Source organism: Cupriavidus sp. SZY C1 (assembly GCF_032190535.1).
In the GTDB taxonomy this organism is placed as follows: Bacteria; Pseudomonadota; Gammaproteobacteria; order Burkholderiales; family Burkholderiaceae; genus Cupriavidus; species Cupriavidus pauculus_C.
In genome coordinates, this window is the sequence record NZ_JAUANU010000009.1 from 183,079 (window position 1) to 196,749 (window position 13,671).

At 66.3% G+C, this 13,671-nt stretch carries 15 protein-coding genes; 4 read left to right on the forward strand and 11 right to left on the reverse strand.

All coding sequences use genetic code 11. The annotated features are described in order from the left end of the window. Nucleotides 1-208 precede the first annotated feature (208 nt). The 4 genes from prfB to QTN24_RS16005 all read left to right on the forward strand — a co-directional run bounded on the left by prfB (nucleotide 209) and on the right by QTN24_RS16005 (nucleotide 4,692). Nucleotides 209-1,313 (forward strand): peptide chain release factor 2 gene (prfB, locus tag QTN24_RS15990; protein ID WP_124684773.1). Its coding sequence is split into 2 segments (ribosomal slippage): nucleotides 209-289 and nucleotides 291-1,313, totalling 1,104 coding nucleotides; the frame shifts between segments, so codons are not numbered across the junction. 112 nt (nucleotides 1,314-1,425) lie between these two features. Then, the gene (locus tag QTN24_RS15995; RefSeq protein ID WP_124684774.1) at nucleotides 1,426-2,196 is read left to right on the forward strand and encodes an SDR family oxidoreductase; all 771 of its coding nucleotides are present in this window, start codon (nucleotides 1,426-1,428) and stop codon (nucleotides 2,194-2,196) included. Nucleotides 2,197-2,245: 49 nt separating this feature from the next. Further along, nucleotides 2,246-3,781, forward strand: a complete 1,536-nt coding sequence (lysS, locus tag QTN24_RS16000; protein WP_124684775.1) for a lysine--tRNA ligase — start codon at nucleotides 2,246-2,248, stop codon at nucleotides 3,779-3,781. Nucleotides 3,782-4,038: 257 nt separating this feature from the next. Further along, a complete protein-coding gene (locus tag QTN24_RS16005) occupies nucleotides 4,039-4,692 on the forward strand; it encodes a glycine zipper 2TM domain-containing protein (RefSeq protein ID WP_313838182.1) in 654 nt (217 codons plus the stop codon). A gap of 89 nt (nucleotides 4,693-4,781) precedes the next feature. Here QTN24_RS16005 and iscX read toward each other — a convergent pair whose 3' ends face one another. The 11 genes from iscX to uvrB form a co-directional block, all read right to left on the reverse strand. After that, complete coding sequence (gene iscX, locus QTN24_RS16010) at nucleotides 4,782-4,976, reverse strand: Fe-S cluster assembly protein IscX (RefSeq protein ID WP_124684777.1); 195 nt, start codon at nucleotides 4,974-4,976, stop codon at nucleotides 4,782-4,784. Between the two features lie 22 nt (nucleotides 4,977-4,998). Then, on the reverse strand, nucleotides 4,999-5,337 hold the full coding sequence (gene fdx, locus QTN24_RS16015; protein WP_124684778.1) for an ISC system 2Fe-2S type ferredoxin: 339 nt from the start codon (nucleotides 5,335-5,337) through the stop codon (nucleotides 4,999-5,001). Between the two features lie 47 nt (nucleotides 5,338-5,384). Further along, nucleotides 5,385-7,250 carry a Fe-S protein assembly chaperone HscA gene (gene hscA / locus QTN24_RS16020; protein ID WP_313838184.1) on the reverse strand — a complete coding sequence of 622 codons (1,866 nt, stop codon included), beginning with the start codon at nucleotides 7,248-7,250 and terminating at the stop codon, nucleotides 5,385-5,387. A 9-nt stretch (nucleotides 7,251-7,259) separates the two neighbouring features. Beyond that, complete coding sequence (gene hscB, locus QTN24_RS16025; RefSeq protein ID WP_124684780.1) at nucleotides 7,260-7,778, reverse strand: Fe-S protein assembly co-chaperone HscB; 519 nt, start codon at nucleotides 7,776-7,778, stop codon at nucleotides 7,260-7,262. A 105-nt stretch (nucleotides 7,779-7,883) separates the two neighbouring features. Then, entirely contained in the window at nucleotides 7,884-8,204 is a 321-nt protein-coding gene (gene iscA, locus QTN24_RS16030) for an iron-sulfur cluster assembly protein IscA (protein ID WP_124685157.1), read from the reverse strand. Between the two features lie 81 nt (nucleotides 8,205-8,285). Next, on the reverse strand, nucleotides 8,286-8,687 hold the full coding sequence (iscU, locus tag QTN24_RS16035; RefSeq protein ID WP_061956036.1) for a Fe-S cluster assembly scaffold IscU: 402 nt from the start codon (nucleotides 8,685-8,687) through the stop codon (nucleotides 8,286-8,288). 54 nt (nucleotides 8,688-8,741) lie between these two features. Next, a complete protein-coding gene (locus QTN24_RS16040) occupies nucleotides 8,742-9,962 on the reverse strand; it encodes an IscS subfamily cysteine desulfurase (RefSeq protein WP_124684781.1) in 1,221 nt (406 codons plus the stop codon). A gap of 74 nt (nucleotides 9,963-10,036) precedes the next feature. Further along, nucleotides 10,037-10,591, reverse strand: a complete 555-nt coding sequence (gene iscR, locus QTN24_RS16045; protein WP_124684782.1) for a Fe-S cluster assembly transcriptional regulator IscR — start codon at nucleotides 10,589-10,591, stop codon at nucleotides 10,037-10,039. Nucleotides 10,592-10,883: 292 nt separating this feature from the next. After that, nucleotides 10,884-11,123 (reverse strand): hypothetical protein, encoded by a 240-nt coding sequence (locus tag QTN24_RS16050; protein WP_124684783.1) that lies wholly within the window; start codon nucleotides 11,121-11,123, stop codon nucleotides 10,884-10,886. A 33-nt stretch (nucleotides 11,124-11,156) separates the two neighbouring features. Further along, a complete protein-coding gene (locus QTN24_RS16055) occupies nucleotides 11,157-11,378 on the reverse strand; it encodes a hypothetical protein (protein ID WP_124684784.1) in 222 nt (73 codons plus the stop codon). A 122-nt stretch (nucleotides 11,379-11,500) separates the two neighbouring features. Next, nucleotides 11,501-13,579: an excinuclease ABC subunit UvrB gene (gene uvrB / locus QTN24_RS16060; RefSeq protein WP_313838190.1), complete on the reverse strand. Its 2,079-nt coding sequence runs from the start codon at nucleotides 13,577-13,579 to the stop codon at nucleotides 11,501-11,503. Between the last annotated feature and the right edge of the window lie 92 nt (nucleotides 13,580-13,671).

Sequence of the window (13,671 nt, forward strand, 5' to 3'; positions counted from 1 at the left end):
GTACGGGGAAACTCCTGATCGTGGCCGCCATTGTCGCCGAAGTCACACCAAAAATCGGCAACTGCCGGCCACCAATGTCTGGCAACAGACAGTTCGCCTCCCGAACAGTTCAGCGAAAAGGTGCCGCCCATCGTGCAGGCGGCGGCGGAATCGGGCCGCCGATCCGCTATAATTCCGTGTTTTGCAAGCGCAGAATCTAGGAATCTCCATGGAAGCAGAACGCCTCAACGCCATCTCCGGTGCCATCTCCGATCTCCGTTCCCGGACGGAAGATCTACGGGGGTATCTTTGACTACGATGTCAAAGCAAACCGCCTAGACGAAGTCAACGGACTGCTGGAAGACCCGGACGTCTGGAACAACCCCAAGCGCGCCCAGGACCTGGGCAAGGAAAAGAAGGCGCTGGAAGCCGTGGTGCAGACCCTCGGCAAGCTCACCGACGACCTGAGCGGCGCCGACGAGCTGTTCGAGCTGGCGCGCGAGGAAGGTGACGACGACACGCTGGTGTCGATCGAGACCGACGTGCAGGGTTTCGAGGCCATCGTGGCCGACATGGAATTCCGCCGCATGTTCTCGGGCGAGATGGACCAGGCCAACGCGTTCATCGACATCCAGGCCGGCGCGGGCGGTACCGAGGCGTGCGACTGGGCGTCGATGCTGCTGCGCCAGTACCTGAAGTACTGCGAGCGCAAGGGCTTCAAGGCCGAGGTGCTGGAAGAGTCCGAAGGCGACGTGGCCGGCATCAAGAGCGCGACGATCAAGATCGAGGGCGACTACGCGTTCGGCTACCTGCGCACCGAGACCGGCGTGCACCGCCTGGTCCGCAAGTCGCCGTTCGATTCGTCGGGCGGGCGCCACACGTCGTTCTCGTCGGTGTTCGTCTACCCCGAGGTGGACGACTCGTTCGAGGTCGAGGTCAACCCGGCCGACCTGCGCGTGGATACGTACCGCGCGTCGGGCGCCGGCGGGCAGCACATCAACAAGACCGATTCGGCCGTGCGGATCACGCACATCCCAACCGGCATCGTCGTGCAGTGCCAGAACGACCGCTCGCAGCACCGCAACCGTGCCGAGGCCATGTCGATGCTGAAATCGCGGCTCTACGAGCACGAGATGCGCAAGCGCCAGGCCGAGGCCGACAAGCTCGAAGCCGGCAAGACCGACGTGGGCTGGGGCCACCAGATCCGCTCGTACGTGCTGGACCAGAGCCGCATCAAGGACCTGCGCACCAACGTGGAAATGTCCAACACGCAGAAGGTGCTGGACGGCGACCTCGACCCGTTCATCGAGGCCAGCCTGAAACAGGGCCTGTAACGCCGCAAGACCCCGAGCCCCGCCCGCCGGCCCCCAAGCCGGCGGGGCGGTGCGACGACAACCCAGAGTCTCCACCCCCGAAGCCGCTGTCTCATTCGAACAGGTCCTCGCCATGTCCAACGGATCGCCCCGCTCCACCCACCTCTACATCGTCACCGGCGCCTCGCGCGGCCTGGGCGCCGCGCTGGTGCGCGCGCTGCTCAAGCCGGGGAACCGCGTCATCGGCGTGGCCCGCAGCCGCAACACCGACCTGGAACGCGAAGCCGCGGCCAGCGGCGTGCCGGTGGCGTGGCACCTGCAGGACCTGTCGCAGCCCGGCCCGTCGGCCGGCTGGCTGGCGAGCGTGCTGGAGGCCGTGGACGATACCCCGGCCAGCGTGACGCTGATCCTGAACGCCGGCGTGGTCGAGCCGATCGGCCCGATCACGGCGCTGCACGAGAACACGCTGGTGCCGCACCTGCAGACCAACCTGGTCACGCCGATGACGATGACCGGCGCGTTCATCGACGCCACCGCGCGCTTCGACTGCCCGCGCAAGGTGCTGGCGATCTCGTCGGGCGCGGCCCGCAACCCGGTGCAGGGCTGGAGCGCCTACTGCGCCGGCAAGGCTGGCCTGGACATGTTCATCCGCTCGGTCAACGCCGAATACGCGGGCCTGCCGGGCGACCGGGCGGTGCGCGCCGTGGCGCTGGCCCCGGGCGTGGTGGACACCGGCATGCAGGAAACCATCCGCGGCGCCGACTTTGCGCAGGTGCAGCGCTTCCGCGACCTGAAGGCCAACGAGCAGCTCGCTTCGCCGGACGACGTCGCGCAGCGCATCGCCGCCTACCTGGACCGCCCCGACTTCGGCCAGACCGAGCTCGACGACATCCGCAACCATTGAACCGACCCATCGCGCGGGGCACACGTCCCGCGCGGCCGAACCTGACATCATGACCGAACCGACCCGCACGCCCGCCGCCGACGCGCCTGCCGTAGACGAGAACAAGATCATCGCCGAGCGGCGCGAGAAGCTGCAGGCCCTGCGCGAGCAAGGCGTGGCCTTCCCGAACGATTTCCGCCCGACGCACCAGGCCGGCGCGCTGCACGCCCAGTACGGCGAGACCGACCAGGCCGCGCTGGAGGCAAGCCCCGTGGAGGTGTCGATCGCCGGGCGCATGATGCTCAAGCGCGTGATGGGCAAGGCCAGCTTTGCCACCGTGCAGGACGGCAGCGGCCAGATCCAGTTCTACATTACGCGCGACAAGGTGGGCGAGGACGTCTACGCGGCGTTCAAGCACTGGGACCTCGGCGACATCATCAGCGCGCGCGGCGAGCTGTTCCGCACCAACAAGGGCGAGCTGTCGGTGCAGGTGCGCGAGCTGCGCCTGCTGTCGAAGAGCCTGCGCCCGCTGCCGGACAAGTTCCACGGCCTGGCCGACCAGGAGATGAAGTACCGCCAGCGCTATGTCGACCTGATCGTCTCGCCGGAGACGCGCGACACGTTCCGCGCCCGCACCAAGGCCATGTCGTCGCTGCGCCGCCACATGGCCGACGCCGGCTTCATGGAAGTGGAAACGCCGATGCTGCACCCGATTCCGGGCGGCGCGGCGGCCAAGCCGTTCATCACGCACCACAACGCGCTGGACATGCAGATGTTCCTGCGCATCGCGCCGGAGCTGTACCTGAAGCGGCTGATCGTCGGCGGCTTCGAGCGCGTGTTCGAGATCAACCGCAATTTCCGTAACGAGGGGGTGAGCCCGCGCCACAACCCCGAGTTCACGATGATGGAGTTCTACGCCGCCTACACGGACTACCGCTGGCTGATGGACTTCACCGAGAACCTGATCCGCGAGGCCGCCGTGGACGCCAGCGGCAGCGCCGTGCTGACGTACCAGGGCCGCGAGCTGGACCTGAGCAAGCCATTCCACCGCCTGACGATCTGCCAGGCCATCCAGAAATACGCGCCCGAGTACACCGACGCGCAACTGGCCGACGCCGCCTTCCTGCGCGCCGAACTGAAGGACAAGTTCAAGATCAACACCAGCGCGCCCCAGTTCCTGAACGCCGGCCTGGGCACGCTGCAACTGGTGCTGTTCGAGGAAACGGCCGAGTCGCAGCTCTGGGAACCGACCTTCATCGTCGACTACCCGGTCGAGGTCTCGCCGCTGGCGCGCGGGTCCGACACCCAGCCCGGCATCACCGAGCGCTTCGAGCTGTTCATCACGGGCCGCGAGATTGCCAATGGCTTCTCGGAGCTGAACGATCCGGAAGACCAGGCCGAACGCTTCCGCAAGCAGGTGGAGCAGAAGGACGCCGGCGACGAGGAAGCGATGTACTTCGACGCCGATTACATCCGCGCGCTCGAATACGGCATGCCCCCGACCGGCGGCTGCGGCATCGGCATCGACCGCCTGGTCATGCTGCTGACCGACAGCCCGAACATCCGCGACGTCATTCTGTTCCCGCATCTGCGGCGGGAGGATTGAGCGGGGGTTTTTCTTTGCTCCCCTCGCCCGCCTGCTGTACAGCGTGCGGGAGAGGGGAGCAAACCATCGCGGATTCAGTAACCACCCCCAATTGTTACGCGGCCCTCGTCGGACACCCGCCGACATCCGCCGTAACCCACTGATTCCAAAGCGATTTCCGCGCAACAAACCCTTACAAAATCGAACGGAAATCGTCCCGCTGATCGGAGAAACTTCAAGTATTAGCTGCGTCGCTGCAGCAACCTGGAGATTCGACGATGTCTGGTCCGAACACGCTTCCTTCCCTCCCCCCTTCGCAGCGGATTCATCCGCTGGTGGCGACGGCGGCGATTGCGGTGGTGATTGCCAGCCTGACGGCCGTGGCGGCCGTGACCGGCGTGCTGCCGGTGGGCAAGGCCACCCCGAACGCCGAGCCGGCCGCATCGCAATATAGCCAGAACTACAGTCAGAACGTGAACCCGCCGGCCGGAACGCAGCCGGCGCCGGGATCGACCACGCGGCCGCCTGCCTATGACGCTGCGCCGCCGCCCCCCGCCGCCCAGCAAGCGCAGGCCGAGCCCCAGCAGGCGCCCAAGCCCAGCCACACGGCGGGCCGCGTGACGGGCGTGCAGGTGGTGGAGGCTGAAAAGCCGACCAGCGGCCTGGGTGCGCTCGGTGGCGCGGTGGTCGGCGGGCTGGTCGGCAACCAGATCGGCAGCGGCAACGGCCGGATCCTTGGCACGGTGGCCGGCGCGGCAGCCGGCGGCTTCGGCGGCAACTACGCCGAGAAGAAGCTGAACAAGGACAAGAGCTACCGCGTCAGCGTGAAGATGGACGACGGCACGCGCCGCACGTTCACGTACCAGAACCCGCCGGGGGTGGAGGTGGGCGAGCGCGTCCACCTGGAGCGCGGGGTGCTGGTGCGCGGCTGATCCACCGGCGCGCGCCGGTCAAGCAAAAAAGCACGGCGATCTGCCGTGCTTTTTTTCGGGCAGGCCCGGTGCGGGCCGCAGGGCGGCGGTCAGGCCGCCTCTTCGATCCACGCCTGCTGGATCGCCTCCAGGATCTTCTCGCCCGAGCGTTCGGGCAGGTCGTCAAACCCGTCCAGCTCCAGCACCCACTGGCGCAACTGCGTGAAGCGCACCGTCAGCGGATCGACATCGGGAAACTTGTCATACAGCGCGGCGGCAACGTCGTAGGTATCGGTCCATTTCATCGGATAACTCCTCGCGCGGGCCTTAGTGGCCTTCCTTGGCGTGGTTGATCGTGTATTTCGGGATTTCGACGGTCAGGTCGGTGTCGGCGACCACGGCCTGGCACGACAGCCGCGAGTTCGGCTCCAGCCCCCACGCCTTGTCCAGCAGGTCTTCTTCCTTTTCCTCGGCGTCTTCCAGCGAGTTGAACCCCTCGCGCACCACCACGTGGCACGTGGTGCAGGCGCAGGACTTCTCGCAGGCATGCTCGATCTCGATGCCGTTGGCGAGCAGCGCGTCGCAAATGGTCGTGCCGCTACCGGCTTCGAAAACGGCGCCCTCGGGGCACAACTCTACGTGGGGCAAAACAATGATCTGTGGCATTTCTATCCTTATTCGCAGGCTTGGCGCGTGTGGTGGCGGTCTGGCGTTCAGCCCAGTTCCTGCACCTTCTTCCCGGCCAGCGCGCTCTTGATCGAGCGGTCCATGCGGCGGGCGGCAAACTCGTCGGTACCGTGCGACAACTGCTCCACGGCGGCCTTGATCGCGCGATGGTCGTCGCCGGTGGCAATCTCGGTCACGCGGGCGATCAGCGCGTCCACGGCGCCGCGTTCCTCGGGCGACAGCAGGTCGCCGTCCACCTCCAGCGCGCGCCGCGTGGCTTCCACCAGCCGCTCGGCCTCCACGCGCTCCTCGGCCAGCGCGCGGGTCTTCATGTCGTGCTCGGCCTCGCGGAAGCTGTCCTGCAGCATGCGCGCGATGTCGTCATCGGCCAGCCCGTACGACGGCTTGACCGACACCGACGCCTCCACGCCCGACAGCGTCTCGCGCGCCGACACCGACAGCAGCCCGTCGGCGTCCACCTGGTACGTCACGCGGATGCGCGCGGCGCCGGCCACCATCGGCGGGATGCCGCGCAGCTCGAAGCGCGCCAGCGAGCGGCAGTCGCTGGCCAGTTCGCGCTCGCCCTGCAGCACGTGGATCGCCATCGCGGTCTGGCCGTCCTTGAACGTCGTGAATTCCTGCGCGCGCGCCACCGGGATCGTGCTGTTGCGCGGGATGATCTTCTCGACCAGCCCGCCCATCGTCTCAACGCCCAGCGACAGCGGAATCACGTCGAGCAGCAGCCAGTCCTCGCCCGGCGCGTGGTTGCCGGCCAGCAGGTTGGCCTGCATGGCGGCGCCCAGCGCCACCACCTTGTCCGGGTCCAGGTTGGTCAGCGGCTGCTGGCCGAAATAGTCGCCCACGGCCTTGCGGATCGCCGGCATGCGCGTCGCGCCGCCCACCAGCACCACGCCCTTGACGTCCTCGGGCGTCACGCCGGCATCGCGCAGCGCCTTGCGCACCGGCGCCAGCGTCTTCTGCACCAGATGGGCCGTGATGTCGATGAACGTCTGCGCGTCCAGCGGCAGGTGCACGATCTCGCCGGTGGTCAGCACCGCGTCGATGACCGTGCTGTCGCTGGCCGACAGCGCTTCCTTGGCGGCCCGCGCGCGCACCATCAGCAGCCGGGTGTCCTCGGCCGACAGCGGTTGCAGGCCGGCCTGCTCTACGATCCAGCACAGCAGGCGCTGGTCGAAGTCGTCGCCACCCAGCGCGGAATCGCCGCCGGTGGACATCACCTCGAACACGCCCTTGGTCAGCTTGAGCACCGAGATGTCGAACGTGCCGCCGCCCAGGTCGTACACGGCGTAGATGCCTTCGGCCGCGTTGTCCAGCCCGTAGGCGATGGCCGCCGCCGTCGGCTCGTTCAGCAGCCGCAGCACGTCCAGCCCGGCAAGCTGGGCCGCGTCCTTGGTGGCCTGGCGCTGCGCGTCGTCGAAGTACGCGGGCACCGTGATCACGGCGCCAACCAGATCGTCGCCCAGCGAATCCTCGGCGCGCTGGCGCAGCGTGGCCAGGATCTCGGCCGACACCTCGACCGGGCTCTTGATGCCGGCCACGGTCTTCAGTTGCACCATGCCCGGCGCGTCGACAAAGTCGTACGGGCTGTGCTCGATGTTCGAGACGTCGCGCAGCCCGCGGCCCATGAACCGCTTGGCCGACACGATCGTGTTCTTGGGGTCGCGCACCGCTTCGTCCTGCGCCTTGTAGCCGATGTGGGCGCGGCCGTCCGGCAGGTAGCGCACCACCGACGGCAGCAGCGCGCGGCCATCGTCGTCGGGCAGGACTTCGGGAATGCTGTTGCGCACGGCGGCCACCAGGGAATTGGTGGTGCCAAGGTCGATACCGACGGCCAGGCGGCGCTGGTGCGGCGCCGGCGACATGCCGGGTTCGGAAATCTGGAGCAGTGCCATGGGAATCTTCTAATCTTCGAGCCGATCGATCGCCTCGCTGGCGTCGTGCTCGATCTTCTCGATAAACATCAACTGGCGCGCGGCGGCGCCGGCAGACTCGTCGTCGCCGGCATCGAGCAGCGCGCCCAGTGCGGCGTGGCGCTCGCGCTTTTCCTGGCGCAGCTCGCGCAGCAGCGCGTCGAGCCGGTCCACGGCGCGGGCGTCCACCGCGTCCTGCAGCGCCTCGCGCCATTCCATCTGCTGCATCAGAAAGGCCGGGGCCATCGCCGTGTTGCTCTCGGCCTGGATGTCCACGCCGCGCAGGTGCAGCAGGTAGATGGCGCGCTTGAGCGGCTGGCGCAGCGTGCGGTACGCCTCGTTGGCGTGCGCGGCCCACTGCATGGCCACGCGGCGCTCGGCGTCGCCGGCATTGGCAAAGCGGTCCGGATGGGCCTGCGACTGCACCGTGCGATAGGCCGCGTCCAGCGCGGCCTCGTCCACTTCATAACGGGCAGGCAGCCCGAACAGCGAGAAAAAATCGTCTTTCAAAGCACGTGGTTCCCAAACAGTCGCAACAAAAAGGAGCGGTCATGCCGCCCCTTGTCGTGTCGCCGCGCCGCGTATCGGTAGCCGATCCGCGGCGAGGCCCGGCCCTCAGACCCGGAACGACTCGCCGCAGCCGCACTCGTCCTTGACGTTCGGGTTGTTGAAGCGGAAGCCCTCGTTCAACCCTTCGCGCGCAAAGTCGAGCTCGGTGCCGTCGATGTACGGCAGGCTCTTCGGATCGACGATCACCTTGATGCCATGGGTCTCGAACACCTGGTCCTCTGGCTGCAGCTCGTCCACGTACTCAAGCTTGTAGGCCAGGCCGGAGCAGCCGGTGGTCTTCACGCCCAGGCGCAGGCCCAGGCCCTTGCCGCGGCGTTCCAGGTAACGGGCGACGTGCTTCGCCGCCTTTTCGGTCATCGTGATCATCTTTGCCTTGCTGTCGAACGCCACGCGCGCATGCTGGAGCGCGCATGGCCACACCAAACCATCTGACGCGGCAGGCCGCTGTCAGGCAGCCTTCTGCTCGGCGCCGCCGTGCTTCTTCTTGTAGTCCTCGACCGCCGCCTTGATGGCGTCCTCGGCCAGGATCGAGCAGTGGATCTTCACCGGCGGCAGCGCCAGTTCCTCGGCGATCTGGGTGTTCTTGATCTCCAGCGCCTGGTCCACGGTCTTGCCCTTGACCCATTCGGTCACCAGCGACGACGACGCGATGGCCGAGCCGCAGCCGTAGGTCTTGAACTTGGCGTCCTCGATCACGCCCGCCTCGTTCACCTTGATCTGCAGCTTCATCACGTCGCCGCAGGCCGGGGCGCCGACCATGCCGGTGCCCACCGCGTCGTCGTTCTTGTCGAACGAACCGACGTTGCGCGGATTTTCATAGTGGTCGAGAACCTTGTTGCTGTAAGACATTTTGGTTACCTCTGACGAATCTTTATGGGGTTCTTGTTGTGACGCAGGTCGCGATCAGTGCGCGGCCCACTGGATCGAATTCAGGTCGACGCCGTCCTTGAACATCTCCCACAGCGGCGACAGGTCGCGCAGCTTGCCGATCTTGCTCTTGAGCAGTTCGACGGTGTAGTCGATTTCCGATTCCGTCGTAAAACGTCCAACCGTGAAGCGGATCGAGCTGTGTGCCAGTTCGTCGTTGCGGCCCAGGGCGCGCAGCACATACGACGGCTCCAGCGACGCCGACGTGCACGCCGAACCCGACGACACGGCCACGTCCTTGATGGCCATGATCAGCGATTCACCTTCGACGAAGTTGAAGCTGACGTTCAGGTTGTGCGGCACGCGGTGTTCCATCGAACCGTTCAGGTACACCTCTTCCATCGACGACAGGCCGTTCCAGAGCCGGTCGCGCAGCATGCGGATGCGCTCGTTCTCGGTCGCCATTTCCTCGCGGGCCAGGCGGAACGCCTCGCCCATGCCGACGATCTGGTGCGTGGCCAGTGTGCCCGAGCGCATGCCGCGCTCGTGGCCGCCGCCGTGCATCTGGGCTTCGATCCGCACGCGCGGCTTGCGGCGCACGTACAGCGCGCCGATACCCTTCGGGCCATAGGTCTTGTGGGCCGAGAACGACATCAGGTCGCACTTGAGCTTGCCCAGGTCGATACCGACCTTGCCGGTGGCCTGCGCGGCGTCGCAGTGGAAGATGATGCCCTTGTCGCGGCAGATCTCACCGATCTGCTCGACGTCCTGGATCACGCCGATCTCGTTGTTGACCAGCATCACCGACACCAGGATCGTGTCCGGGCGCAGCGCCTGCTTGAACACGTCCATGTCGATCAGGCCGTCGTCCTTGACGTCGAGGTACGTCACCTCGAAGCCCTGGCGCTCCAGCTCGCGCGTGGTGTCCAGCACGGCCTTGTGCTCGGTCTTCACGGTGATGATGTGCTTGCCCTTGCCCGAGTAGAAGTTCGCGGCGCCCTTGATGGCCAGGTTGTCCGACTCGGTTGCCCCCGACGTCCACACGATCTCGCGCGGATCGGCGCCCACCAGCGCGGCCACCTGCTCGCGCGCCTCTTCCACGGCACGCTCGGCGTCCCAGCCGTAGGCGTGGCTGCGCGAGGCCGGATTGCCGAACTGCTCGCGCAGGTACGGAATCATCTTGTCCGCCACGCGCGGGTCCACCGGCGTGGTGGCCGAGTAATCCATGTAGATCGGGAAATGTGGGGTGGTGCTCATCTTATGACTGCCTTATAGGGATCGCTAATCGCGTACTGCCTACCGATAGTTTAATGCAGGTGCCGCAACCTTGCTTACGACTGTGCCAGGCTGAACACCGAATTGACCACGCGGGCGCGCGCCGGCTTTTCCTGCTTGTCCGCCTTGGAGCGCGACACCGTCACCGGCTGCTGCGCGGCGTCGTCGCGCATGTCGTGCAGCACGGCGGGCTGGCGGGCGCGTTGCTGGTCAACGAGGTTCTTCAGCGACACGGAATCCAGGTACTCCACCATCTTCTGGTTCAGCGTGGCCCACAGCTCGTGGGTCATGCAGCGGCCCGATCCGTCGTCGCCATTGCAATTGCCCTTCCCGCCGCACTGCGTGGCGTCCAGCGGCTCGTCGACAGCGATGATGATGTCCGCCACCGTCACGTCCTCGGCCTTGCGCGCCAGGCTGTAGCCGCCGCCCGGACCGCGCACGCTTTCCACGATCTCGTGACGGCGCAGCTTGCCAAAAAGCTGCTCCAGGTACGACAGGGAGATCTTCTGACGCTGACTGATGCCTGCCAGGGTGACAGGGCCCTGATCCTGGCGCATGGCCAGGTCGATCATGGCGGTTACCGCAAAACGGCCTTTGGTGGTCAGTCTCATGATGCTCGGGGAGAGGGAATACTTGAGAATTTCGGTCGAGTTTAAGATATCCCGACTAAATCAGTCAAGTTCCCTGTCCAGCAACGCACTATTCCGCCTGCGATAACGATCCGGGCAACCATACTGGCCGAACGGCCATGGAAAGCGCTCAGGCTTGATCGGGGACATGGCAAAAGTGGCGATCAGGTATCGCCAATCAGCGCGCGTCGGCGCCCGCCTGCGGGTATCCCGGCCGTCCGGGCCCGGGATTCTACCGCTTCGGCAACTTGCAGCCCATCCCGCCGGGAGTGCGCTATAGCCGTTCCGCCAGTTGCTTGCCGCGGGCAAAGCCGGCCGCCTCGGCGGCTTCGGGCGCCTTGAAGTGTTCCGATGGCGGGGACGATTCGACCAGCGTGTCGGCGGCCCGGATGTTCGTGCCCTTGCGGCACACCCGCACCGTGTAGTCCCACTCGATCGGCGACCGGGGTTTCACCAGCACCTGGATCTCGTGCGTCTCGAAAACCCTCTTCTTCCATTCACTGCTGTAGGACATCAGCGTGTCTCCTGATGTGCCGGCTGTCCGGAATCAACTCACCTCGCCGGCATCTATGGTTCGCATGGCTTCGGCCTCGGCCAGGGCGATGGCCGCCTCGGGCGTCTCCGCCGCGCCGGTTTCCACTTCGAACGTCGGCCCGCCGGGCTCGCCGAACGCGTCCGCGATGGTCAGCACCCCGGCAAAACCGCCGCCGGCCCGCGCAACCGCCCGGGCGACCACCGCATACCCCCCATATTCGAACTGTGTCACCACGGCACACTCCTCAGGTTCGTGATCCGGCGCGCCCCCGTTCGGGCCGACTGCCTAACCACTATAGGATGCCGTGGCGCACCGTGCCCATCGGGGCGCGCCCCGGTTGCGGCGGCCGGCAGCGCTCAGATGTGATCGCCCTCGGCGCCGGCCCCGAACACCTGGGCCCGCAGCTTGGCCAGCTGGTCCCGCACCTGGGCGGCCTTCTCGAATTCGAGGTTCTTGGCGTGGTCCAGCATCTGCTTTTCCAGCCGCTTGATCTCGCGCGCCACCTGCTTCTCGCTCATGTCCTCGTACTTGGCGCGCTCGGCCTGCGCGTTCAGCTCGGCCTTGACGTCGTTGGCATCGTAGACCCCGTCGATGATGTCCTTGATCCGCTTGACCACGCCGCGCGGCACGATGCCGTTGGCCTCGTTGAACGCCATCTGCTTGGCGCGGCGGCGCTCGGTCTCGCTGATCGCGATCTTCATCGAATCGGTCATGCGGTCCGCGTAGAGGATGGCGGTGCCGTTGACGTTCCGCGCGGCGCGGCCGATGGTCTGGATCAGCGACCGCTCGGCGCGCAGGAAGCCTTCCTTGTCGGCATCGAGGATGGCCACCAGCGACACCTCGGGAATGTCCAGCCCCTCGCGCAGCAGGTTGATGCCGACCAGCACGTCGAACGTGCCCAGCCGCAGGTCGCGGATGATCTCCACGCGCTCGACCGTGTCGATGTCCGAATGCAGGTAGCGCACCTTGACGCCGTTCTCGGACAGGAACTCGGTCAACTGCTCGGCCATCCGCTTGGTCAGCGTGGTCACCAGCACGCGCTCGTTCACCTTTACCCGCTCGTGGATCTCGCCCAGCAGGTCGTCCACCTGGGTCGTGGCCGGCCGCACCTGGATCACCGGGTCGACCAGGCCCGTCGGCCGCACCACCTGCTCCACCACCTGGCCGGCATGGTCGCGCTCGTAGGCGGCCGGCGTGGCGGTGACGAAGATCGCCTGGCGCATCTTGCGCTCGTATTCGTCGAACTTGAGCGGCCGGTTGTCCAGCGCCGACGGCAGCCGGAAGCCGTACTCCACCAGCGTGGTCTTGCGCGCCCGGTCGCCGTTGTACATGCCGTTCAACTGGCCGATCAGCACGTGCGACTCGTCCAGGAACATCAGCGCGTCGGGCGGCAGGTAGTCCACCAGCGTCGGCGGCGGCTCGCCCGGCTGGGCGCCGGACAGGTGGCGCGAATAGTTCTCGATGCCCTTGCAGAAGCCCAGTTCCGACAGCATTTCCAGGTCGAAGCGCGTGCGCTGCTCCAGCCGCTGGGCCTCGACCAGCCGGTTTTCCTTGTAGAAGAAGTCCAGCCGCTCGCGCAGCTCGACCTTGATGTTCTCGATGGCGCGCAGCACGGTCTCGCGCGGCGTGACGTAGTGGCTCGACGGGTAGACCGTAAAGCGCGGAATCTTCTGGCGCACGCGGCCCGTCAGCGGGTCGAAGAACTGCAGCGAATCCACCTCGTCATCGAACAGCTCCACGCGCACGGCCATCTCGGCATGCTCGGCCGGGAAGATGTCCAGCGTGTCGCCGCGCACGCGGAACGTCCCGCGCTGGAAATCGCTCTCGTTGCGCGTGTACTGCATGGCGATCAGCCGGGCGATGATGTCGCGCTGGCTCAGCTTGTCGCCGGTGCGCAGCGTCAGGATCATCTGGTGGTATTCGTTCGGGTTGCCGATACCGTAGATGGCCGACACCGTGGCCACGATGATCGTGTCGCGCCGCTCCAGCAGGCTCTTGGTGGCCGACAGCCGCATCTGTTCGATATGCTCGTTGATCGACGAGTCCTTCTCGATGAACAGGTCGCGCTGCGGCACGTACGCCTCAGGCTGGTAGTAGTCGTAGTAGCTGACGAAGTACTCGACCGCGTTGCGCGGGAAGAACTCGCGGAATTCCGAGTACAACTGGGCCGCCAGCGTCTTGTTTGGCGCAAATACGATGGCCGGGCGCCCCATGCGGGCGATCACGTTGGCCATCGTGAACGTCTTGCCCGACCCCGTCACGCCGAGCAGCGTCTGGAACGACAGGCCGTCCTCCACGCCTTCCACAAGCTGGCGGATGGCCTCGGGCTGGTCGCCGGCGGGCGGGAACGGCTGGTAAAGCTGGAAGGGCGACCCCGGAAACGTGACGAATTTGTCTTCGTCCAGGGGCGGGGCGACTTCGGCGAGATTCGTCATAAACGTAGGGAAAAACCTGAGGAATGCGGGCGGATTACGCTAGAATCTTGGGGTTGCGCGGATCGGTTCAAGTCCAGTTTGCCTGAGGTTCC

Coding starts and splice junctions, on each gene's coding strand:
- QTN24_RS15995 (WP_124684774.1), top strand. CDS start 1,426: ATGTCCAACGGATCGCCCCGCTCCACCCACCTCTACATCGTCACCGGC.
- lysS (WP_124684775.1), top strand. CDS start 2,246: ATGACCGAACCGACCCGCACGCCCGCCGCCGACGCGCCTGCCGTAGAC.
- QTN24_RS16005 (WP_313838182.1), top strand. CDS start 4,039: ATGTCTGGTCCGAACACGCTTCCTTCCCTCCCCCCTTCGCAGCGGATT.
- iscX (WP_124684777.1), bottom strand. CDS start 4,976: ATGAAATGGACCGATACCTACGACGTTGCCGCCGCGCTGTATGACAAG.
- fdx (WP_124684778.1), bottom strand. CDS start 5,337: ATGCCACAGATCATTGTTTTGCCCCACGTAGAGTTGTGCCCCGAGGGC.
- hscA (WP_313838184.1), bottom strand. CDS start 7,250: ATGGCACTGCTCCAGATTTCCGAACCCGGCATGTCGCCGGCGCCGCAC.
- iscA (WP_124685157.1), bottom strand. CDS start 8,204: ATGATCACGATGACCGAAAAGGCGGCGAAGCACGTCGCCCGTTACCTG.
- iscU (WP_061956036.1), bottom strand. CDS start 8,687: ATGTCTTACAGCAACAAGGTTCTCGACCACTATGAAAATCCGCGCAAC.
- QTN24_RS16040 (WP_124684781.1), bottom strand. CDS start 9,962: ATGAGCACCACCCCACATTTCCCGATCTACATGGATTACTCGGCCACC.
- iscR (WP_124684782.1), bottom strand. CDS start 10,591: ATGAGACTGACCACCAAAGGCCGTTTTGCGGTAACCGCCATGATCGAC.
- QTN24_RS16050 (WP_124684783.1), bottom strand. CDS start 11,123: ATGTCCTACAGCAGTGAATGGAAGAAGAGGGTTTTCGAGACGCACGAG.
- uvrB (WP_313838190.1), bottom strand. CDS start 13,579: ATGACGAATCTCGCCGAAGTCGCCCCGCCCCTGGACGAAGACAAATTC.